Source organism: Citrobacter sp. MGH106, from assembly GCF_001037495.1.
GTDB lineage: Bacteria > Pseudomonadota > Gammaproteobacteria > Enterobacterales > Enterobacteriaceae > Citrobacter > Citrobacter murliniae.
This window is the reverse complement of sequence record NZ_KQ089822.1, coordinates 704,249-723,361: the sequence shown is the minus strand read 5'-3', so window position 1 is coordinate 723,361 and position 19,113 is coordinate 704,249. Positions and strand designations below refer to the sequence as shown.

The 19,113-nt window shown below is 48.5% G+C and carries 26 protein-coding genes; 13 read left to right on the top strand and 13 right to left on the bottom strand.

The annotated features are described in order from the left end of the window. Positions 1-24 precede the first annotated feature (24 nt). The 12 genes from SK36_RS03340 to SK36_RS03285 all read right to left on the bottom strand — a co-directional run bounded on the left by SK36_RS03340 (position 25) and on the right by SK36_RS03285 (position 9,059). The gene (locus tag SK36_RS03340) at positions 25-210 is read right to left on the bottom strand and encodes a hypothetical protein (RefSeq protein WP_048220754.1); all 186 of its coding nucleotides are present in this window, start codon (positions 208-210) and stop codon (positions 25-27) included. Between the two features lie 197 nt (positions 211-407). Beyond that, positions 408-944 carry a hypothetical protein gene (locus SK36_RS03335; protein WP_225280721.1) on the bottom strand — a complete coding sequence of 179 codons (537 nt, stop codon included), beginning with the start codon at positions 942-944 and terminating at the stop codon, positions 408-410. A gap of 184 nt (positions 945-1,128) precedes the next feature. Next, positions 1,129-1,959: an antitermination protein gene (locus tag SK36_RS03330; RefSeq protein ID WP_048220752.1), complete on the bottom strand. Its 831-nt coding sequence runs from the start codon at positions 1,957-1,959 to the stop codon at positions 1,129-1,131. A 15-nt stretch (positions 1,960-1,974) separates the two neighbouring features. After that, positions 1,975-2,970 (bottom strand): DUF968 domain-containing protein, encoded by a 996-nt coding sequence (locus SK36_RS03325; RefSeq protein WP_048220751.1) that lies wholly within the window; start codon positions 2,968-2,970, stop codon positions 1,975-1,977. Next, positions 2,967-3,653 carry a phage regulatory protein/antirepressor Ant gene (locus SK36_RS03320; protein WP_003034743.1) on the bottom strand — a complete coding sequence of 229 codons (687 nt, stop codon included), beginning with the start codon at positions 3,651-3,653 and terminating at the stop codon, positions 2,967-2,969. The genes SK36_RS03325 and SK36_RS03320 overlap by 4 nt, the downstream gene beginning before the upstream one ends. A 13-nt stretch (positions 3,654-3,666) precedes the next feature. After that, positions 3,667-4,053 (bottom strand): RusA family crossover junction endodeoxyribonuclease, encoded by a 387-nt coding sequence (locus tag SK36_RS03315; protein WP_003034741.1) that lies wholly within the window; start codon positions 4,051-4,053, stop codon positions 3,667-3,669. Then, the gene (locus SK36_RS03310) at positions 4,050-5,984 is read right to left on the bottom strand and encodes a DNA cytosine methyltransferase (RefSeq protein ID WP_048220750.1); all 1,935 of its coding nucleotides are present in this window, start codon (positions 5,982-5,984) and stop codon (positions 4,050-4,052) included. Before SK36_RS03310 ends, SK36_RS03315 begins: the two co-directional genes overlap by 4 nt. Further along, entirely contained in the window at positions 5,977-6,873 is an 897-nt protein-coding gene (locus tag SK36_RS03305) for a phage N-6-adenine-methyltransferase (protein ID WP_048222546.1), read from the bottom strand. The genes SK36_RS03310 and SK36_RS03305 overlap by 8 nt, the downstream gene beginning before the upstream one ends. After that, the gene (locus tag SK36_RS24915; RefSeq protein WP_048220749.1) at positions 6,873-7,895 is read right to left on the bottom strand and encodes a hypothetical protein; all 1,023 of its coding nucleotides are present in this window, start codon (positions 7,893-7,895) and stop codon (positions 6,873-6,875) included. The genes SK36_RS03305 and SK36_RS24915 overlap by 1 nt, the downstream gene beginning before the upstream one ends. Beyond that, on the bottom strand, positions 7,879-8,064 hold the full coding sequence (locus SK36_RS23300; protein WP_071828988.1) for a DUF4222 domain-containing protein: 186 nt from the start codon (positions 8,062-8,064) through the stop codon (positions 7,879-7,881). The genes SK36_RS24915 and SK36_RS23300 overlap by 17 nt, the downstream gene beginning before the upstream one ends. Before the next feature lie 172 nt (positions 8,065-8,236). After that, the gene (locus SK36_RS03290) at positions 8,237-8,788 is read right to left on the bottom strand and encodes a YmfL family putative regulatory protein (RefSeq protein WP_048220747.1); all 552 of its coding nucleotides are present in this window, start codon (positions 8,786-8,788) and stop codon (positions 8,237-8,239) included. A gap of 28 nt (positions 8,789-8,816) precedes the next feature. Continuing rightward, entirely contained in the window at positions 8,817-9,059 is a 243-nt protein-coding gene (locus tag SK36_RS03285) for a transcriptional regulator (RefSeq protein ID WP_044702968.1), read from the bottom strand. A gap of 136 nt (positions 9,060-9,195) precedes the next feature. Here SK36_RS03285 and SK36_RS03280 point away from each other — a divergent pair, with 136 nt between their 5' ends. Then, positions 9,196-9,882 carry an XRE family transcriptional regulator gene (locus SK36_RS03280; RefSeq protein WP_048220746.1) on the top strand — a complete coding sequence of 229 codons (687 nt, stop codon included), beginning with the start codon at positions 9,196-9,198 and terminating at the stop codon, positions 9,880-9,882. Here the strand turns inward: SK36_RS03280 and SK36_RS03275 are convergent. Further along, positions 9,874-10,755, bottom strand: a complete 882-nt coding sequence (locus SK36_RS03275; protein WP_048220745.1) for a BRCT domain-containing protein — start codon at positions 10,753-10,755, stop codon at positions 9,874-9,876. The genes SK36_RS03280 and SK36_RS03275 overlap by 9 nt on opposite strands. A 598-nt stretch (positions 10,756-11,353) precedes the next feature. On the opposite strand from SK36_RS03275, the gene SK36_RS03270 reads away from it, so the two are divergent. The 12 genes from SK36_RS03270 to SK36_RS03225 all read left to right on the top strand — a co-directional run bounded on the left by SK36_RS03270 (position 11,354) and on the right by SK36_RS03225 (position 19,103). Continuing rightward, positions 11,354-11,725 (top strand): hypothetical protein, encoded by a 372-nt coding sequence (locus tag SK36_RS03270; protein ID WP_001515608.1) that lies wholly within the window; start codon positions 11,354-11,356, stop codon positions 11,723-11,725. Between the two features lie 56 nt (positions 11,726-11,781). Then, positions 11,782-12,609, top strand: a complete 828-nt coding sequence (locus tag SK36_RS03265) for a YfdQ family protein (protein WP_048220743.1) — start codon at positions 11,782-11,784, stop codon at positions 12,607-12,609. Positions 12,610-12,737: 128 nt separating this feature from the next. Then, a complete protein-coding gene (locus SK36_RS03260; RefSeq protein WP_048220742.1) occupies positions 12,738-13,277 on the top strand; it encodes a hypothetical protein in 540 nt (179 codons plus the stop codon). Then, on the top strand, positions 13,265-13,441 hold the full coding sequence (locus SK36_RS24820; protein WP_001253786.1) for a hypothetical protein: 177 nt from the start codon (positions 13,265-13,267) through the stop codon (positions 13,439-13,441). Before SK36_RS03260 ends, SK36_RS24820 begins: the two co-directional genes overlap by 13 nt. Continuing rightward, positions 13,438-13,692, top strand: a complete 255-nt coding sequence (locus SK36_RS03255) for a hypothetical protein (protein WP_048220741.1) — start codon at positions 13,438-13,440, stop codon at positions 13,690-13,692. The genes SK36_RS24820 and SK36_RS03255 overlap by 4 nt, the downstream gene beginning before the upstream one ends. Beyond that, positions 13,689-14,225, top strand: coding sequence for a hypothetical protein (locus SK36_RS03250; protein WP_048220740.1), 537 nt, complete (start codon positions 13,689-13,691; stop codon positions 14,223-14,225). Before SK36_RS03255 ends, SK36_RS03250 begins: the two co-directional genes overlap by 4 nt. Before the next feature lies 1 nt (position 14,226). Continuing rightward, a complete protein-coding gene (locus tag SK36_RS03245; protein ID WP_048220739.1) occupies positions 14,227-14,430 on the top strand; it encodes a hypothetical protein in 204 nt (67 codons plus the stop codon). Between the two features lie 3 nt (positions 14,431-14,433). Continuing rightward, positions 14,434-15,369 carry a hypothetical protein gene (locus tag SK36_RS24910; protein WP_048220738.1) on the top strand — a complete coding sequence of 312 codons (936 nt, stop codon included), beginning with the start codon at positions 14,434-14,436 and terminating at the stop codon, positions 15,367-15,369. 1 nt (position 15,370) lies between these two features. Beyond that, on the top strand, positions 15,371-15,940 hold the full coding sequence (locus tag SK36_RS03235) for a 3'-5' exonuclease (RefSeq protein ID WP_048220737.1): 570 nt from the start codon (positions 15,371-15,373) through the stop codon (positions 15,938-15,940). 38 nt (positions 15,941-15,978) lie between these two features. Then, positions 15,979-16,185: a hypothetical protein gene (locus SK36_RS24905; protein WP_003826122.1), complete on the top strand. Its 207-nt coding sequence runs from the start codon at positions 15,979-15,981 to the stop codon at positions 16,183-16,185. Continuing rightward, positions 16,146-17,312 carry a site-specific integrase gene (locus tag SK36_RS03230; protein ID WP_048220736.1) on the top strand — a complete coding sequence of 389 codons (1,167 nt, stop codon included), beginning with the start codon at positions 16,146-16,148 and terminating at the stop codon, positions 17,310-17,312. Before SK36_RS24905 ends, SK36_RS03230 begins: the two co-directional genes overlap by 40 nt. A 57-nt stretch (positions 17,313-17,369) precedes the next feature. Then, the gene (locus SK36_RS03225; protein WP_048220735.1) at positions 17,370-19,103 is read left to right on the top strand and encodes an ATP-dependent nuclease; all 1,734 of its coding nucleotides are present in this window, start codon (positions 17,370-17,372) and stop codon (positions 19,101-19,103) included. The last annotated feature ends 10 nt before the right edge of the window (positions 19,104-19,113 follow it).

The window sequence follows — 19,113 nt, the reverse complement described above, 5'->3', positions numbered from 1 at the left end:
TCATGACAACCTGACAAGAGATCATCAGCAGCATGCACGCTTTTTACCATCATCTGGCGTAAGCTTGATGACTACTCCAGGATTCTTGCGTTCTAACATCTGAGTTTGGCTCCATGAAATGCCGAAAGATTCCATAGGAGATGCGTTACCAGCAAAGAGTTCGGCAACGACTTTAGCCGCATCGATCTCGATCTGCTCATGATGTTTCATTGAAGTCCCCTCTATGCAGCGCTAGGCTGTGATTGCTTCTCTTGAAGCATACAAGCAACCAAGTTGGTCACTTGAAAATGTATAAATTAAAGCGTAGTGCATTTTGATGTATCTTGTGTGGGCTCAGATTGCATCAACTAAATGTGGTTTTCAATACTTTTATGATAAACCGAGTCAATTTAAGAACACCACTCACACTACTTAACCGAAAAGGTTTTTCTAAGCACCATAGCGCAACCTCCTCGTTCGTAATCCGAAATGTATTCAAAACCACTTTCAGTATAGTACCTCATTGCGCCATCAACTGGACTGACTAAAGCTATCGTATCAATAGTTTCGCCTTGATGATTGAGGAATTGTGCGTATGCAGAGAAGCAATCCAAAACGATACCCAGCATCTGATGATCTAGGTCTTCATGAGCATCGTTACGCTTTTCCATCCAGCAGATATGTACAGCCTGTTTAGGCTTGTAGTAACACCCGAATGCAAATCCGATTGGCTCACCACGATAGTATACAACCAGTTTAATCGGATGTTCTTCCATCATATCAATGAACACACGCGACTTAAGCCCTGGATCCCAGCGCAGCTTGTTATTTGTTTTAAGAAATTCCATATCTTTTAGGATCAGCTCGTCTGCATATACGAGTTCCAGCGACTTATGCGGAAAGCGTCCTTTCAAATGTTCTGCAACATTTTTGAATACTGCTGTTTGGAAGGCTTGGAACATCATGTCGATCCAGACAAGGCGAAAACCCAAATTTTACCTATTCGATAGCCTGTTTTTCAATGCCATATGAGTAAAATCCGAAAAAAACCCGCTCGGTGGCGGGTTTATTAACTCTGAACATACAATGCCCATCGTTAATGTCAAACATACACAAAAACGGCAACATTGCAAACATTATGACGCTAAATTACGCGATATTTATCACATCTTCACTTTTAGTAACTCGATTTAGCTGAGAGCTTGAATAACTCTCCTCCTGGAAACATTTGGTCACTAGGCTTTCATAGAATGGTTTCCAGCTATAACGCCACGTTCGGTCAGGCAGACTCGGCAACTCAGAAAAAACACCTCGATAGGCAACCGATGATTTTGGCCTGCTGTATCCCCGCCCTTCGCAGCGCTTACATTCTTTGTAAACCGGTACGCCCTGCTGTTCTGTCGCTTTACGGTCAATCGTCTTACCTGTGCCGCCGCACTGGCATCGCTTACTTAACTTTCCGGTGCCATGGCAGCGGGAACATAACGTTTGATCAGTGTCAGTAACATCTCGCTTTACCTCAAAGTCAGATGGTGACTGTCTCATGTCTTTTGCCCATTGTGGCAATCGCATTGTGTAATGGCTTTTCGTCACTGTTTTAGTAGTTGTGAGCAACCCTTTACCACAACATTTTGGGCATTCCACGCTATCAGCTGCTGATGAGGAATAATCGTTATAGGCAAACCGGGCAAGAATACGCATGCAGAGGGGAAACTTTTTCCCTGACGCTTTACGAATGGCCATAGGCGCATGCTCTTTCGCGTACTCCGTTAGCCAAGCTATTGACGCCTCCCTGTCCTGGCTGCTGATACCAGCTTTGCCCAGAAACATTGCCAGGCCGATCCCCGCATCGGCCTGAGTCATCCCCAGTGCAGCCATTACATCAGTAACCGTCAGTTGTTCACTGGCTGTCGCTCTGCAGGTATCTGATATGTGCATACCTTTCGGCGCAAAAAATTTCAGTACATTATCCAGGTTCATACGGTCTCCATACGTTTAAGCTTTCGCAATTACGCCGATCGCCAGCGCCCGATCCATAAAACGCAGTAGCAGCTCAAGCTGCGTACCATGCTTCTGCTCGAATGCCGATACATCGGCGTGTAACTCGTCGTGGCACTCTCTGCACAGAGGGATCACGAAGAGATCATGGGCTTTTGTTGCTGTCCCCCCCATACCGTGCCCTACGATATGGTGCGGATCATCTGCTGGTCGTCGGCAACACTCACAGGGTTGTGTTTTAACCCAGCGGGTGTACGTCTCATTTACCCAGCGGCGACGTTTTGGCCTGAGCATGAAAGACTCTGGCGACTCCGGATTAACAGAGAGCGTGAGGATCTTCTTCGCCTTCTCCTGCACGAGGCTGGTTGCAGACGCAGAAGGCACAATGTCGCTTTCCCTCATGACAGAGCGGATGTTTTCATCCGGAAGGCGTAGCCCCCTGTGCGCAACGCTTTCCGGTATTACATCAGCCAGGTCGTTCCTGACCATCCACCAGCACAGTTCCGGAAGCGTCAGGATATGCGACTCGGGAAAACCAGAATCACGCCGAATGACTTCCAGAATCCAGGATACCAGGTTACCGGCCGCTATACCTGCAAGCTGTTCGGTATGCTGCCCGGACAAAGTGTGATCACAATGCCAGCACAGGCGAATGCTTCCTGGTGAGTGCCGCATTGTTGTGAAGTTCTTGTCGTGCCACGATGAATGTGGCCACTGGCATTCAAACCGAGAACTCAGCCACTGCTCAAGGGAAGGAAGCCCACCGGCGCGCTGAATAACCCGCTCATTCCCGAAGACCTGCCGCATTACCGGATCATCAGCCAGCGGCTGAATGGCGGCGGGAACAGCTCCTGTACTGAATGACGCCATTTCTTCTGGTTCAGGCTCGAGCAGAACGCGACCGCGCATAAAGAGGTGCATCAGTTCCGCGCCGGGACGAAACAACACAATCCCCATGCGATGGGCGACTTCAGGAGTTAACAAAGCCCTCACGCCGCCTGCCCCCCTGCAATATGTTCAGCCCACAAACCACCAATCCAGCGTACTCCCTTGGCAGTGAAGCGCGTCTGGCTGAATGCGTGATTGGATGTGCTCGATGTTCCCGTCTTAACTTCAAATCTTCCCGCGGAAATGTGCTGCGCCATGGGGGTAAGTGTGCCGCCCAGGCGATACAGGATATTGCGTTCAATAAGGAACAGACGAAACTCAGTTTCTTTTGCGTTAAGCAATTTGGCTACCTGCCGGAATGACATGGAGCCTTTTGCAGAGCAATAACGATCAACAAACTCCACTTTTGGCGCCGCTGCTGCCAGTTGGATGGTCAGTTGCTCTTTCTGCTCGGCTAAATCAGCAGCCAGGCGCAGCGCTTCCGGCAATGAGCGGGGAACACTGACACTCTGCCCTTCTTCCAGTTCCTGCCAGCGATCGACGACCGCGGCGGTAAATTCAGGTGACAGTCTGGCAACAATCACCAGAGAGTCGCGTTTGTTAAAACGATACTCCTGGTACACATTACCGTTATGCTCAAAATCGAACTGCGCCAATGGCGCGGTTAAAATTCCCGCAGCAACAAGACGCTCAGCCGAGCGTTTCACGTCACTGTGTTTACTCTGAACCAGATCCGCAATATCACGGCTGGACATTGTTACTACACCATTCACGATTAACTGGCTCATACTTTTCTCCATATCAGGCGGCTGCACCCGCCGGTTCATATCTGCTGATCGTTATCTCTACCCGACCTTTCGGCACTACGGGTCCCCATTCCACCAGCATGCGCTTAATCTGGCTGTCATCTTCCCAGACACCCGCATGCGTCAGCGCGTCAAACAGGGCTTTGTTGTAATTATCGATATCCCGGCGGCGCGCATCCGGCGGGTACAGAGTGATTTCTACCGCTGCCAGTTCAGTCGATGGCTTCGGGAGACGTCGTAATTGCTCAATGATCGCCACGCAGGCAGCGCTTTGGTATTTACGTCCATCAGCGCTAATGAGGTGACGACCGGCCAGCGGCCCCTTGTTAGGGGCGCGCCAGTAAGTGTTCACGCTCGGAGGGAACGGGAGCACAAGTTTCATGCCACCTCCTGTTGTTGCACTGCACACAGTTCCGGAAGATTTGCCTCCACCAGCGCCCTGGCGAACGGTGGTGGTACCGCATTACCGCAGCGGGCTACCTGCTTATCTTTTGCATAGCGATTTCCACGGTAGTCCTGATCAATAACGTATCCATCCGGGAAGCCCTGCGCTTTGTAGAGTTCATGCGGCTGCAACATACGCATTCCGATATCAACGATCTGGTATTTAACCCCATCGATCGTTACCAGCCATTCATCGTCACTTTCCCCGCAATACGTCTCGAGAAATGTGCGTACCTCACCCACGTGTTGGCCACCAGCGGTGATTGTTGGCATGGGTACATCAAGGCGTTGCCCGTCGCGGCATGTTCCACGCAGTTTCACCAGATGAGAGGCAACAACTGCATGATGGTCGACAGTGGTCACTGAGTGCGCGGGTTCATCCATACTGACACCCGGTCCCGTATAGTTACCGCCGTAGTGTTTAGCCAGGAACGCGCTCACCGTCGCGAATTTATTTCCACCTGCAGTAACGGTCCCCAGCGGGTTATCCAGCCGCAGCACACGCGGTTCTTGTCCAGGTCGTTCGCCATAACCCATCTGGATCAGCGTAGGCGTTACCAGTTGAGATTTACCGCCACCGCCAGCGGTGATGGTTCCGCTCGGTTCGTCGGCCCGGTGGCCGACGCTGGCCCCAAACTGGCGGGCTATCACTGGCGCAACAAGACAGGCGCGGGATTGCTTCAGAATGGTATGAGCAGGTTTATCCAGCGGGCGCGGTTTAGCCTGGTATTCACTACCACCATTACCCGCCAGGAATGGCGTCAGTGCAGCCTCAACAATCCCGAGTGCATGCCCATTCCCACCTGGCCGTTTTGATGTGCCAGCGGTTACCGTCGGGACAGGTTCGGTAACTGGCTGCCCGGTTGCGCCAGTGCGGAATTTTGTCAGGTGTGGAACAGCTAACGCGTAACCGTGGGTTTTAGTAATAGTTTGCAAAGGCTCGTCCAGCTTCTGACCGCGGAAACAGTCGTAACTCGTTTTGGTGCTGGTGTGATTGCACTTCACGATAAACGGCGACGCACTTTCGATAACAAAGCGCTGTATGCCGCGCGCGATCCGCTTCAGAGTGTTCTCTGCCAGCGGTTTTTTGCGGTCGAAAATGGACAGGGCCGGAACATTCCAGTCGATACATTCCGCAGCGGTACGCCATGGCATCAGCCTGCCGCTTTGCACCTCCAGAGACTTAGGATCCCCATGGGTAACAGCAGGCCACTGGATTGGGCAACCATCGCAACGCATAACCATGAAGAAGCGTTTGCGGATCGTCGGCGCGCCGTAATCACACGCGCGTAGTTCGCGATAATCAACATCATATCCGAGCCCATCCACCAGCTTTTGCGCCTGCTCGCTACCTCTTTCGATAGACAGAAACTCACAAACCTCAGCCAGTGCCGGGTGATCCGCAGGAATGCCAGTGGAAAGCATGCCGACAAAAGCATTGAATGTTTCGCCAGTGCGGGCAGGGTCTGGACGCATTTCATCGGCCAGCAGCGGTCCCCACGTTTTAAACTCTTCCACGTTCTCCAGCATCATCACGCGCGGTCGTTTCGCCAGTGCCCAACGCAGAACAATCCAGGCAAGACCGCGTATCTCTTTTTTCACTGGCTTCGCGCCTTTTGCCTTCGAGAAGTGTCGGCAGTCTGGGCTAAACCATGCCAGCCCAACAGGATTACCTCCGGTGGCGGCTACCGGATCCACGTCAAATACGGATTCGCAGTAATGCAGTGTGTCCGGGTGGTTCGTCTTGTGCATCGCAATGGCGTTTTCGTCGTGGTTGATCGCAATATCCACGCTGCGCCCGATCGCCAGTTCAATACCCGTTGATGCGCCACCGCCACCAGCAAAGTTATCAACGATAATTTCACGCATTGATGGCCCCCTGCATGCTGCTGACCAGTCCACCAGCAGTAGTAATGATTTCGCTGGTTGGCATACGCTCAAGCCACAGCTGGTTAATGTTCGCTTTCAGCTTGTTCTGCTGCGATGCGTCCAGAGAATCCGCCCCCTCAACCTGGTTGAACACCAGACCAACCTCAAGCGGCCAGATACGCGAATCCACATCAGGTAATACTGCTGGCGCTACAATGGGTTCTTCTTGCTCTGGCACCGTGGTGGCTGGTGGCTGAACCTTTCCCGCGGCAAATTCGACCAGTGACATAAACGCCTTCCCTTTTTCCTCCAGATCGGTACGGCTGATGTAGCTGAAACGCTCGCCGCGCCAGGTCTTGTCGAACAAAGCGATTGCACCAGCAAAGAAAGCACCTGTGGGTTTCTGCTTATCGTCGGCAGGAACAAACCACACAGGGAGATCGAAGCCAATACGACCGCGAATAAACATGATGTGATCGGCGTCTTCCGGCCACCATGTTTCACTTGTCGCCGCTTTAATGAGGAACACGTAACGCCCACCCTTTTCACGCATCTCCATTGTGTGATCCATGATGTGGGTCATGCCGGTGATCGCCTGTTTCTCGTGGTACTGAGAGCGGCTATAGGGTGGATTACCGAATGCGGCCCCGCCGATTGACTCCAGCATTTCCGCCCAATCCTGCACCAGCGCGTTATCTTCGGCGGTGTACCATACCGGGCATTTCGCGTTGTCGTCGTCAGCAAACAAGTCCAGAACTAATGGACCAAATAGTGCGTTGATCCCCCAAAAAAGCAGATCCGGTGTCCGCCACTGATCGCCAACCTCTTTCAGTTCGTGGGCAGGTTTGCAACGCAGTGCTGCCAGCGCCTGGCAATATTTATTTGGCATCATGAGCGGAACCCCGAATTTTCTGGCAGTGAGTAATCAACTGTCTGATAACTGGCCCGTGCTACTGGTGAATCACCTGAAGGCTGTTTCATGGACACGGAAAGCTTCAGACTTAATTCGTCCCACTTTTCGCGAAGTTTTGAAGGGCTGAGAATGTTTTTGCACCAGAAGGAATCCTGATTAGCTCGTTTGAAGAGTGCGCGAATTTGCTTATGCGTTCTGCCGTCCTGCGCCACCATCAGACGTACTTCGTTAGCCCAGGATGCCCAGTTAGGCTCTTTAGGTCGGACTACTTCACCGTCACTTTCAGCGGCCTGCTCGTACATCGCGATGATTTTTCCCCATAGGTATTCCGCACAAGTCAAATCATCCTGACTGCCCCACTGCCGCTTCGGTACATTCCAGGTCACTGCTTCAGGATGTTTAGCAAGAAACTGTTCAACAGGAGATGAACTTTCAGCGTCCGGTTGCGAAGCTTCCGGACAAGAAGGGTTACTGATCTGTTTGTGGTGATCTGAGTAATGATCTGTATAGAGAATAGGTTCCGCGACTTCGCGGTTAGGGTTCCGCGGTTCTACGTTTTCGGTTCCGTGATTCTGCGGAATGGGTTCCGCGACTTCACGTTTCCCGTTCCGCGATTCTGCGGAATCCAGCGTTACCGGGAATAAAACGTTGATTAGAGCTTCGCCATTGATACGGTAATGCGTCTTTTTAGTGCCGTTTACCTGTCGCTGGGCCTTCTCGACAACCCCTGGTAACCATCGGGTACAAATTTTGTTTACCAGACGCTGCACCTGATCTTCACTCACGCCGCGAATCTCTGCCGCCAGCTCACTGTGTTCTTTGTAAAACCAGCCATCATTCAGGTCTGATTTACCGGACCAGAACACAAGCTGGTTTAGCACAGCACCCAAAGCATGCGCCTGCTGATCGCCGGAGAAATAATCGAGGTACGGGACCGGAATGGTGATGCAATTCCTTTGCCCCGACAGCGATTGAACGATTTCAAATATCTGGCTCATGATCGTCCGTTATCTCCCTGAACTTTTGCCTGAAATGCTCAAGTGGGCTGAAGCATTCGTGTGGATAGCCATCTCGCAGGTAGATAACGCGCTGTGTTTCTGGCTCCCAGCGGATAACACGAACTGGCACTCCGCGGTGATCTTTGAACCTTCGGTTAAGTTCGCGCACAGGCGTTTTGCCCTCCGGTTGTAGACCCCCACAATTGAAACCGCCCTACTGTGGTTACACGGAACCCAGCGGTTTGATAATCTGCGTTCATACCGAAACAACGGAGTACCCGAAACCGGGATCATCCTGAGTTGCGGTAGACGGTTAAAAGCCGTTAAACTGTTCATGCGGATTATTTCTCCATACTCGAAGAGTTGTTCGCCAAGGCGCCCGGAGCTGCACACTCGCGGGCGTCACTCTTTTCTGGAAGGCAATAGACTCGTGAAATCAGGTTCAGAAACGTCATAAGCGTTACCCGGAACTGGTAGGCGATTTCGTTCAGACTGTCCCACTCCCCTTTATCAACCACACCATCATCGATGTATCGACGATATGCGTTAACCAAGTCACCAAGCCTGCCCACCAGCTCAGCCAGCTTTAAACCAATCTCTTCGTTCTCTGTTTCTGGTGCCGCGCCCGGGATATGGATCCCGTTATCTGTTTGGCGAGAAAACGCATCAGCTATGTAGCTAACACCGGCGGCTTTCTGTAATACCATCGCCCAACCCATAGGGAAGATCTGATCCCCGCCAACACGGAGGCGGTTAAACAGCGCGTTCTCTGTTACTCCTAACCATTCCGCTGCTTCGGCATAACCACCAGGTAGATCGGTGATCGTTTTTTTTATCGCCGCCACCAGCCATGCTGGCTGACGTTCGACTTTCCAAATAGGCTCGTTACCCACGGCTTACCCCTTAGTTCTGTGGTTACAATTACGCTGCTGAATCTTTAATCTTTTGAAAAATATCAGGACGTAATTTCTCTCTTGAAACTCCGGTGACCTTTTCAATTAGCGCTGATAGTTTTGCTGGTGGTTTTTTCTCTCTGTTCAGCCAGTTCCAGACCTGCTGTTGTTTCACTAATCGCCCAGAACTAGCGGTAAGCTTGCGCGCTAACTCTGATTGGCCACCAGCCAGAGCGATTGCCTCTGAAAGGGCTAACTGCTCGGGAGTCATAGTTTTCTCCTGTATCAATACATAAAAGTTGTTGCCGATAGAGATTATACAACCTTAACAACTTTTATCACAACTTTTAGGTGTTGGAAAGCTAAAACATAAAGTTGTAATCTCACCATAAATAAGGGGGGAAGTTGTGAACACACTGGCGGAAAGACTGAAAATTGCGAGAGAAAAAACAGGGTTAAGCCAAGCTCAACTCGCTGAATCCATAGGTGTTTCTCAACAATCCGTAGCAAAAATAGAAAACGGAGATACATTGCAACCGCGAAAGATAAAAGAAATCGCAAATGTATTAGGCGTTAGCCAAAAGTGGTTGCAACTAGGCATTGAGGAAAATGCTTCACTTTCTGATTTTGTGGTTGGAGAGGCTGAAAGTGCCAGTTTAGACCCTGCCATTTTCGCTGACATACCAGTACTAGATGTTGAGTTATCAGCCGGAAATGGGTGTGAAGCCGAAATTGTGGAGTCTGTAATTGACTGGTTTCCTATCCGAAGAATGGATTTAAGGAAAGCTGGAGTCAGCGCTACAAATGCTAGGATCGTAAAAATTTGGGGGAACAGCTTATTGCCAGTTCTCAATAACGGCGATCATGTTGCTGTTGATATCGCACAAACAAATCCTATTCGAGATGGCGATTTATACGCTGTTAGAGATGGGGTCCTGCTAAGGGTCAAAGTGCTAATAAACCAACCTGATGGTGGTTTAATTATAAGAAGCTTCAACAAAGATGAGTATCCAGATGAAATACTCACCTTCAATGAACGCCGCGCAAGAATTCATGTTATCGGCAGAGTGTTCTGGTCATCACGTTCATGGTAATACGCTAAATAGCATTTCCTCTGAGATAATTTTTAGCTTTGCACCATTATCGTCGCGATAGCTAACAGCTTTCTCTATCTTTCTCCCATGGCTGGAAAATTTCCAGTCTCTGGATGATAGGGTTCCGACAACAAGGAAGTCCAGTTTTTGGGTAATTCCATTACTTATTTTTCCCCCTGCACTTTTGATCCGTTCCTCTACCACCGCTCGTTTACCTGCCATAAAGGTACCCGTTAAACAGTAGGTTTTGTCCGCAAGATCAACGAGTGCATCATTATCAATCGGTAGCCTCGTCGCCAATCCATCAACAACCCCGCTGTCTAGATCGCATCCAGTAAAGTCAACAAGTGCTTTATGTAGAGTTTCGCTTTCCTCTGGAGTTATTACCCCATCGTTAAGGATATCTTTTATTAGAATGTACAAATCCTTCCCTGGGTAGTTACTCTTAAGAGCCCCATTTTGGGTTAACCACCAATCGAGATATCTAATTTCATCTTCCGTCAAGGTCCTATCCGAGATCAGCCCTTTACACAATCCATTAAGAAGATGTAGATCCATTTCAGCAGAGTAAAAATCAATTCCAGGAATATCTAAAATTTCTCTTTGGATTTTTGTCAGACTGTTTTTGAGTTCTTTTCTTTCTTCCTCTGTAATGACACCATCAGCTAAGATATCTGAGACCCTCGCCGATAGACTCTTAATAACACCATTTCTTATAATTTGATTTGCTTCAAGTAGCCATGTGTCAAGGTAAAGAACTTCCTCATCTCTTACCACCCCATCAGCAACAATACCATCAATGATACTGATTAGGTTCGCAAACAACTTATCTCTATTGTGTGTGTAATTAAATACGTAAAGCTTGTCTTCCATACAGCCTCCTCTTTTTTTATACATCCTTGCATTCATCTCATCTTCAATCAAACCACATAAAGTTGTTGACATTGTGCATCACCACAACTAAATTACAACTTAAAGGTGTTACACAACAGCGAACAGGCAGGACGCCCACGAAGTAGCCGCCGGTGGCATATGAATAACCGGATGATTCGCTGACAGGTGTCTTCGGGAGGGGTTGCGAAGCTGGCTTGACCACCAGCAACAGAAACTCAGCCACGATACGGAGCCGTTAACCCACGGCGTGGAGTGTAAATACCATAGGGGTTGTAGCTGGTTGGTCGCCAGCGCCCCGCCCAAAGATACCTACCACCGCGCCTGATGTGGTTAAAAGCAGGCCAAAGCAATAACAAGTAACTCCCTGTTCTGGCGGCCCGGTGTTTTCCCGTTTGTCCGGTAACCGCCAGCCTTTTTCAGGGCACAACATAAAAGGGCATCACCGGGCGACGGGCTCATAACCCAATCCACCCGGGCAAGAGGATGGCGATTGCAGTCGCCGACAAATGCAGGTGCCCTTCTCTGTTGTGTATGGAGAAAGTTCGGCGGTGGCAGCCGCCTTAACGAGGGTAAAACCATGAGTAATGACCGCATGACCGTAGTGCCAGATTTTCTTGGCGAACTGGATGCCGGCGTGTTCATGAACAAAATCGCGGCAGCACTTAATACCACCGCGCTTGGCGTTCTGAACAATGGCAACAAAGGCAAAGTAGTCCTCACCTTTGATTTTGAGCGCATGGGTAATTCCGTTGAAGAGAAGCGCGTCAAGATCAAGCACAAGCTGAACTACAGCACCCCAACACCGCGTGGTAAAGCCTCCGAGGAGGACACAACCGAAACCCCGATGTGGGTCAACAAAGGCGGGAAGCTCACCATCCTGCAGGAAGATCAGGGTCAGTTGTTCGGGATTACTGGCGCGGTGGATGGAAAGCTTAAAGCGGCTCAGTGATCCGCGACAACAAACTCACTGATACCACTTCGATCATCAGTTAATAAGGAATTTCTATGTCTCAGTTAGACAGCGGTACTTTTCAGCAGGTAAAAGACCTGGTCCTTTCTGGCTACCACCTGAATGATATTCATGGCCTGGCTTGCCCGACCGCATTGCTGCCAGATGGTACTAGCGTTGAAAGCCTTGAGCGCTTTTCTCTGGAGCGTTTCCGCTTCCGTGGTGCAATGACAACAACCAGTATTGACGATTTCGCACGTTATTCTAAAGGTTACGCCAGCGCCAGCGATCCAGCCCGTTGCTTCATTGATGCTGACAACATGACCGCTCGTTCAGTGTTCAACATCGGCACCCTGGATAATCCCGGTCACGCCGATAACGTTGCTTCAATCACCCTGAAGAAAACCGCCCCGTTCCGCGCGTTACTGCAGATCGATGGTCAACGTCTGAAGCAAAAGCAAATTGCTGAATGGCTGGAAGACTGGAGTGATTACCTGCTGGCGTTTGATGCCGATGGTAATACGATGCAGATTTCCCAGGCGGCTCAGGCAGTGCGTCGTATCACCATTCAACAAGCAACCCAGCAGGACCATGAAACTAGTGATTTCGCTGGTAAAAAATCCCTGATGCAAAGCGTTGAAGCAAGCAGCAAAGACGTAATGCCTGTGGCGTTCGAGTTCAAATGTGTGCCATATGAAAGTCTGGGCGAACGCCGCTTTAGCTTGCGTAACAGCCTGCTGACCAGCGATGACCCCTGCTTTGTTCTGCGCATCGTCCAACTTGAAGCCCAGGAAGAAGCGATCGCCAACGAATTCCGCGATTTGCTGATCAGCAAGTTCGAAGGTGAATCAGTGGAAACTTTCATCGGTAACTTTAAAGCCTAATTGCTCTGCATTAAATCCCCGGCGCCGCGGGGATTTATTGAAGCGTAATTCCATTAATTATCGCCAACCGGCGAGGGATTCGTGCAACCAAAATCTGCGCGGTGCAGCGCGCCAATATGGAGAAAACCATGAGCTACATTCAGACATTATCCGGCAAAAAATTTAACTACCTGACCGCCACAATCGACGATATCGATGTTGAGGATATCGCGACTGCTCTTTCCAACATCTGTCGATTCGCTGGGCATCTCCCAGAGTTCTACAGTGTGGCCCAGCACTCTGTGCTTGTAAGCCAGATTGTGCCGCCAGAGTTCGCCTTTGAAGCGCTGATGCACGACGCTGCGAAGGCATATTGCCAGGATATTCCAGCCCCGCTCAAAGCCTTGCTGCCTGACTACCAGCGCATGGAAACTTATATTGATGGTCTTATCCGCTTTAAATTCGGTATCTCGCTTGAGCATGCTGCTGTCGTGAAATATGCCGATCTAACCATGTTAGCTACCGAGCGCCGTGATCTGGAAATCGATGACGGTTCAAAGTGGGAAATTCTCGAAGGTATTCCCTGCTCTGATCTCGTTCAGGTTATCCCTCTCCGTCCTGGTCAAGCCTATGGCCTGTTCATGAACCGCTTTAACGAACTGGTGGAGCTGCGCCAATGCGCCGCATGAAGGTAAAAGAACTCGTTGCGGAGGCTTTTGCCTCCGTTGCTGAACTGCCACCAAAGCATGCACCGCTTATGCGCGAAGTCGCCACCAGATTGGACGCTACGTTCGCAGCATTAAAAGAGTCTCTGGTGCAACTGGAACAGGAACGTAAAGGTAAAACGCCATGACCGTATTTGAATATCTCCAGGCTCACCCCAACGCCACCAGCGCTGAAATAGCTAAGGGTTTAAACAAAAAGACAGCTTCGATCGCTGGCGCATTATCGCAACTCTATGGCACCGGCCGGATCGTGAAGTCTGGTGTTCGCAAGGGCATTCCAACATACCGTGTTAACGATATGCCGTTTGGGTGCAGTAACAGCCTAACCATGATGTTTAACCAGCTATTGAATAGCGCCAGACAGGGAGCAGCCCAATGACAGCACTCAACAAACAGGCGCAGCGCCAAACAGCAGAGAAAGCCCAAGAGCATGGCGTATTCAATATGGATATTCACTCCGAGACCGTGCTGGCGCTGCTGGATGAGCTGAAATCCTCAGAGAACAACCTCATTGATAGCGAATGTCATGTTGCTGAACTGGAGGAAGCGCTACGTGATAAACAGGCGTTACTTGAGGCGCTGGATAATTCCCTCCGCGAACTCCTGCCCGGAACTCAGTACATGGACCCGCCAGATGGTGGCAGCGCTACCCCACTGGAGCAAGTGCGACGGATGGTTGCTGACTACCGGAATCGGATTGCAGAACTGGAGGCGCGGGAGGATAAACCAGTTATGTTCATTGACGGCGATATTTCACCTGCTGACGCCGACAAGCTGGCTTCTGTAATTCGAGAGTTCAACGAAGAAACAGAAACTCCAGCAGCAAGAATGGCGAGGATTATTCGCGAAAATCCACATCCAACAAACATATGCGATATGCCAGCCGCTGGCATTGGCGTGAAGGGGGAATGAGATGGCAAAGTCACCAATGAAACTCATGCTGCGGGCATGGAACAAAGAGCTTAAAAATCCAGAATGGGGCATGGGCAATCGTAAACACCGCAAAGCTTGTGCTCGTGATTTTGCCGGAGCCAGCATAGAAACCGATGCTGATATCCCTAACCAAGCCGAAGCAGATGACCGCCTGGCGGAAGAACTTACTTACTGGACGGACTAACCCATGAAAACTAACCACCCGGCGCACAGTCCTGTATCACTCGATCGCCTGCACCAGATAAGCGAAATACTCAGCAAAGCAGCAGCACAAAGCGACGGCGGCAATCTTGGTTACGCAATGGCTGATGCTGTGAAGGTGATTGATGGGGCGATTGCAGCGTTTGGTGCTGAGCCTGTGGCGTGGATAGTTCACGCTCGCACTGGTGACCAATTAACCACAGACGGCGGCTATGTCGCCAATGCCGAGGGGATATTAGGCCTTCATTCGACACCCCTCTATCGCCACGCGCAGCCAGCACAAACCGGCGTAGATGACGATGTACGCAACATCATTGGGTTATTAGAAACCAATGAATGGGCTGAGCATTGCACTGAAACGGTTTTAGGCTCGCGTCTGGAAGCGGAAATAACGCGACTCGTTGGTAGTCCGCAGCCAGCGCTGGTAGTGCCGGGGAATTGCGTAACAGCAGAACACCGTCGCGTTATTGAAATGCTGCTCAATGTTTGCGGGGCCGCATTCGAACTCGCAGATGATAGCTGTCAGCAAGATGTTGATGGCGAAGAGTGCCACGTTGTTCCAGACGACGCATTTCAGAAGCTAAGTGATGCGCTGGACGAAATCGAAAACACTCTCCCGACAGAAGATGTCGACAGGCCAGACGTATTTCTTGCCTGGTCGGCAATGCCAAGGGCAGCGCTGAAATCTATTCTCCAGGCTGGAAACTCTCCGGTAACTCCGGATGGTTACGTACTGGTGCCTATCGTTCCGACCGAGGACATGATTATTAACGGCTTCGAATCGGTTCCAGATCCGCACTTCAGCGATGAAAAAGAGTGGGAGGAATACGAAGCATTGAGTGGATGCCGACAGGCGGCGCGCCGGGATGAGTTGTGCTGGGCAGCAATGATTAAAGCAGCACCAAAACAGGAGAATATTTAACGTGAACAACTTAATGATCGACCTTGAGTCTATGGGCAAAAAACCGAATGCCCCTATTGTCTCCATTGGTGCCGTGTTCTTTGATCCGCAAAGCGGTGATCTTGATCAGGAGTTTTACACCGCCGTTAACCTTGAAAGCGCTATGGAGCAGGGAGCGGTGCCGGATGGTGACACTATTTTGTGGTGGTTAAGACAAAGCTCAGAAGCACGATCAGCAATCTGTGTTGATGATGCGATGCCGATATCATCTGCCCTATCTGAACTGAGCCATTTCATTAATCGGCATTCTGATAACCCAAAATATTTAAAAGTTTGGGGCAATGGAGCTACTTTCGACAACGTTATATTGCGCGGCGCATATGAGCGCGTCGGCCAGGTTTGTCCGTGGCAATTTTGGAACGATCACGACGTCAGAACCATCGTCACATTAGGCAGAGTTGTGGGTTTCGATCCAAAGCGAGATATGCCATTCGATGGGATAGCACATAACGCACTGGCTGATGCCCGCCACCAGGCGAAATATGTTTCAGCGATTTGGCAGAAACTAATCCCAACCACCAGCAACAGCTAAAATTTTCCCCGGGTGCAGCCGGGGTAATGGAGAAATATATGCTGAGCCTCGATTGTGTTCCCATCTCAACTTATTGCAAAGAGACAGGCGAAACCCCGGATGCCATCAACAAACGAGTGCAACGTGGAGTATGGCGTGAAGGGGTTCAGGTGCTAAAGGTCGACGGCGTTAAGGAAAGATGGATTGATCTTAGTGAGGTTGCAAAATGGGCACGACAGAATCGCCTAAACTCCCGCGCGGCGTAACCATCAGGAAACATCGCAACGGCGAAACCATCAATATTACCTTCACTTATAAAGGGGTGAAATGCCGTGAGCCCCTTTCTAATCTGGACGTAACCCAAAAAAACATCAAATACGCCGTGCGCACGCTCGGCGAAATCCATAACAAGATCGAAAGAGGGACGTTTGTTTATGCGGAATACTTTCCCCGTTCTACCCGGTTAAAAATTTTTGGCAACGCTGCCGCAGGCAAAACGGTGAAGATGTACCTGGACGAGTATCTGGTGATTTGTGAAACGAGGAAACTATCTCCTTCAACAATTGGCGGATATAAGAAATGCCGAAGCGCGCTGTCATCACTTCATATTTTTCCTGCAAGTGAGTTGACGCCGGCCGCACTGAAGACATGGATCCAGAACCAAAAAACGACATTGAAAACAATCCGAAACCAGCTGTCATTCCTGCGTTCTGCTTTGGATGAGGCAGTAACGGATGGTGTGCTTCAGATTAACCCTGTATCACTGGTCACAGCCTCACGCTACCAAAGTGATAAATCGGAAGCAGAAAGCAGCTACGTGGTCGATCCTCTATCGCCCGCTGAAGTTAATGCTTTACTCGCTGCGGCCGGAAACAAGCAATGGGAAAATCTTTTCCGGTTCGCTATACAAACAGGCCTACGTAGTTCTGAACTATGTGCTCTTCGCTGGCGTGATATCGACTTCGTTGGAAAGACCGCTCATGTTCAGAATGCCTGTGTTGTCGGCGTTATCAAAGGAACAAAAACAAAAGCCGGTACACGGAAAGTAGAACTGACTGAAGAGGCATTGGTAGCTTTAGCCAGCCAGAAACTGTTCACTTTTATGAAGGATGAAACGATATTCGAAGACCCAAAAAGTAACAAACCATGGGCTAGTGCTGACGCAATTAGAAAAAAAGCATGGGTTCCGACATTGCGAAAGGCAGGTATTCGATACAGAAACCCATATCAGACTAGGCATACATTCGCCACAAGCCATATCAGTCGGGGAACAAACTTGTTCTGGCTTGCGACTCAAATGGGACATAAAGGACCAGAGATGCTTTTCCGTCACTACGGCTCATATCTGAAGGAATATGATGGACAAACAAGCCTGAAGAAGATAAAAATATAATCCATGTCTGAATTATTGGCCGCAATTTGTGGCCATTTCATGGAACAAGGTACAAACATGGCAAATCCAATAACCAAACTAAAAAAAATAAACGTTGTGAAATTTCGCGGACTGAAAAATATAAATATAGAATTTGGTTCTCGCCTAACTGTTATTTGTGGTAAAAACGGCACTTCGAAATCAACAATTCTTGGTATTATCGCCCAAATTTTTAGTTTTACAAAAGATCTGTCTAAGAACCCCGAAGTTGATTTAACACAATATAAGACATTAACTAATGGCAGCTTCAAGTCAGCTTTCAGCGAACACTTTAGACTTTCAGAACAATTTGATACTGCCGGTTCAATGGAAGTCAGGATCAGTGTTTATGATGGCGCATCTAACAAACATCTTGAAAAGCTAACATTGGGCCTATACAGCTCCAGTGACAGGGATAAATCAAGGCCAATAGTCAGGGGTAATGATTCCATACCAGGCAAAAACCAAAGTAGAAACGTCACCCATCCAGTTATTTTTCTAAGTTTAGCCAGACTTCTCCCTATTACTCTACGGACTGATTACTCTACAAGGGATGTTCAGTACATCAATGAAAACTCAGATGATATAAGAATAATGAGCAATCAACTCTTACTTAAGAATAATGGGTGCTCAGTAACAGCCACGAAAGGGACGATCGATTCAATGGTCGTACATGGCGATAATTATGACCACCAATCAGTTTCTGTTGGTGAGGATAATGTAGGGCAATTAATTCAAGCAATATTTTCATTTAAAAGGCTAAAAGAGCTTTATGGCGATTATCATGGGGGTATTTTATTAATTGATGAAGCGGATGCAGGTCTTTTCCCTGCTGCTCAGTTAGAATTAATTAACATTCTTGCTAAAGCAGCTAAAAAGTATGACTTGCAAATAATAATGACTTCACACTCACCATTAATAATTGAAGATATTTTTAATCGTTCTAAGCAAGATGCCAACGGATTTAAAACAATCTATCTAACAGATACCTATGGTGATATTAAAACAAAAGATAACCTATCCTGGGCTGATATCAATGCTGATTTGCATGTTGAAACTGTAAAAATAAATGATGAAATTAGCCTTCCAAAAGCCAACGTATATTTTGAGGATAAAGAAGGTTTTGATTTCTTTAAACAATTGATTATTGACAGAAGAATAAACAGAATATTGAATCCATTGGGGAATATAAATATTAGCTGTACTGCCATCCTAGATTTAATGGCTAGAAAAATCCCTGAGTTTACTATTAAAAGCCTAGTAATCTTAGACGGTGATGTTGCTCTCGATAACAGTGATAATGCAAAAAAAGCAAAAAAAGAGAGAAGCTTATGCTTGCTTCCTAGCATTCTTCCTCCAGATCAAATGATTTTTGAATTCTTATATAACTTACCTCCAGATGATACATATTGGAATAATAAGAATAGATTTACAAAAGCAGTATTTATGAAAATAACAAAAGATATAATTACAACGCTAAAAATAGGTAACCACCCTATTGTTCTACAAAATTCTATAGAGAATTATAAAAAATCAAACAAAAACTATGGAGGAGTTGTTAGAAAACTATTTAAAGATTTTGCCCATACACCTGAGTTCCTAGCACAAGTAAAAGGGCCTGTTAAAGATAACCCCTATAGATATTGGGTGGAGAAACACCCTGTGGAATCCGATAACTTCAAGCATGAACTAATCAAAAATCTTAAAATTATTATGACAAATGGTCATGGCGTTGACTCTGCTACTATCACTTCGTATCTGTCTGGCAACTAATTGATTGAAA

What these genes read in the sequence shown, in the direction of transcription:
- SK36_RS03310 (WP_048220750.1), bottom strand. Translation starts at nt 5,984, where the DNA reads ATGCGTGAAATTATCGTTGATAACTTTGCTGGTGGCGGTGGCGCATCA.
- SK36_RS24820 (WP_001253786.1), top strand. Translation starts at nt 13,265, where the DNA reads ATGCGCCGCATGAAGGTAAAAGAACTCGTTGCGGAGGCTTTTGCCTCC.
- SK36_RS24910 (WP_048220738.1), top strand. Translation starts at nt 14,434, where the DNA reads ATGAAAACTAACCACCCGGCGCACAGTCCTGTATCACTCGATCGCCTG.
- SK36_RS03250 (WP_048220740.1), top strand. Translation starts at nt 13,689, where the DNA reads ATGACAGCACTCAACAAACAGGCGCAGCGCCAAACAGCAGAGAAAGCC.
- SK36_RS03315 (WP_003034741.1), bottom strand. Translation starts at nt 4,053, where the DNA reads ATGAAACTTGTGCTCCCGTTCCCTCCGAGCGTGAACACTTACTGGCGC.
- SK36_RS03265 (WP_048220743.1), top strand. Translation starts at nt 11,782, where the DNA reads ATGTCTCAGTTAGACAGCGGTACTTTTCAGCAGGTAAAAGACCTGGTC.
- SK36_RS03320 (WP_003034743.1), bottom strand. Translation starts at nt 3,653, where the DNA reads ATGAGCCAGTTAATCGTGAATGGTGTAGTAACAATGTCCAGCCGTGAT.
- SK36_RS03260 (WP_048220742.1), top strand. Translation starts at nt 12,738, where the DNA reads ATGAGCTACATTCAGACATTATCCGGCAAAAAATTTAACTACCTGACC.
- SK36_RS03335 (WP_225280721.1), bottom strand. Translation starts at nt 944, where the DNA reads ATGATGTTCCAAGCCTTCCAAACAGCAGTATTCAAAAATGTTGCAGAA.
- SK36_RS03285 (WP_044702968.1), bottom strand. Translation starts at nt 9,059, where the DNA reads ATGACTCCCGAGCAGTTAGCCCTTTCAGAGGCAATCGCTCTGGCTGGT.
- SK36_RS24905 (WP_003826122.1), top strand. Translation starts at nt 15,979, where the DNA reads ATGCTGAGCCTCGATTGTGTTCCCATCTCAACTTATTGCAAAGAGACA.
- SK36_RS03225 (WP_048220735.1), top strand. Translation starts at nt 17,370, where the DNA reads ATGGCAAATCCAATAACCAAACTAAAAAAAATAAACGTTGTGAAATTT.
- SK36_RS03270 (WP_001515608.1), top strand. Translation starts at nt 11,354, where the DNA reads ATGAGTAATGACCGCATGACCGTAGTGCCAGATTTTCTTGGCGAACTG.
- SK36_RS03330 (WP_048220752.1), bottom strand. Translation starts at nt 1,959, where the DNA reads ATGAACCTGGATAATGTACTGAAATTTTTTGCGCCGAAAGGTATGCAC.
- SK36_RS03305 (WP_048222546.1), bottom strand. Translation starts at nt 6,873, where the DNA reads ATGCCAAATAAATATTGCCAGGCGCTGGCAGCACTGCGTTGCAAACCT.
- SK36_RS03340 (WP_048220754.1), bottom strand. Translation starts at nt 210, where the DNA reads ATGAAACATCATGAGCAGATCGAGATCGATGCGGCTAAAGTCGTTGCC.
- SK36_RS03230 (WP_048220736.1), top strand. Translation starts at nt 16,146, where the DNA reads ATGGGCACGACAGAATCGCCTAAACTCCCGCGCGGCGTAACCATCAGG.
- SK36_RS03275 (WP_048220745.1), bottom strand. Translation starts at nt 10,755, where the DNA reads ATGGAAGACAAGCTTTACGTATTTAATTACACACACAATAGAGATAAG.
- SK36_RS03245 (WP_048220739.1), top strand. Translation starts at nt 14,227, where the DNA reads ATGGCAAAGTCACCAATGAAACTCATGCTGCGGGCATGGAACAAAGAG.
- SK36_RS03255 (WP_048220741.1), top strand. Translation starts at nt 13,438, where the DNA reads ATGACCGTATTTGAATATCTCCAGGCTCACCCCAACGCCACCAGCGCT.
- SK36_RS24915 (WP_048220749.1), bottom strand. Translation starts at nt 7,895, where the DNA reads ATGAGCCAGATATTTGAAATCGTTCAATCGCTGTCGGGGCAAAGGAAT.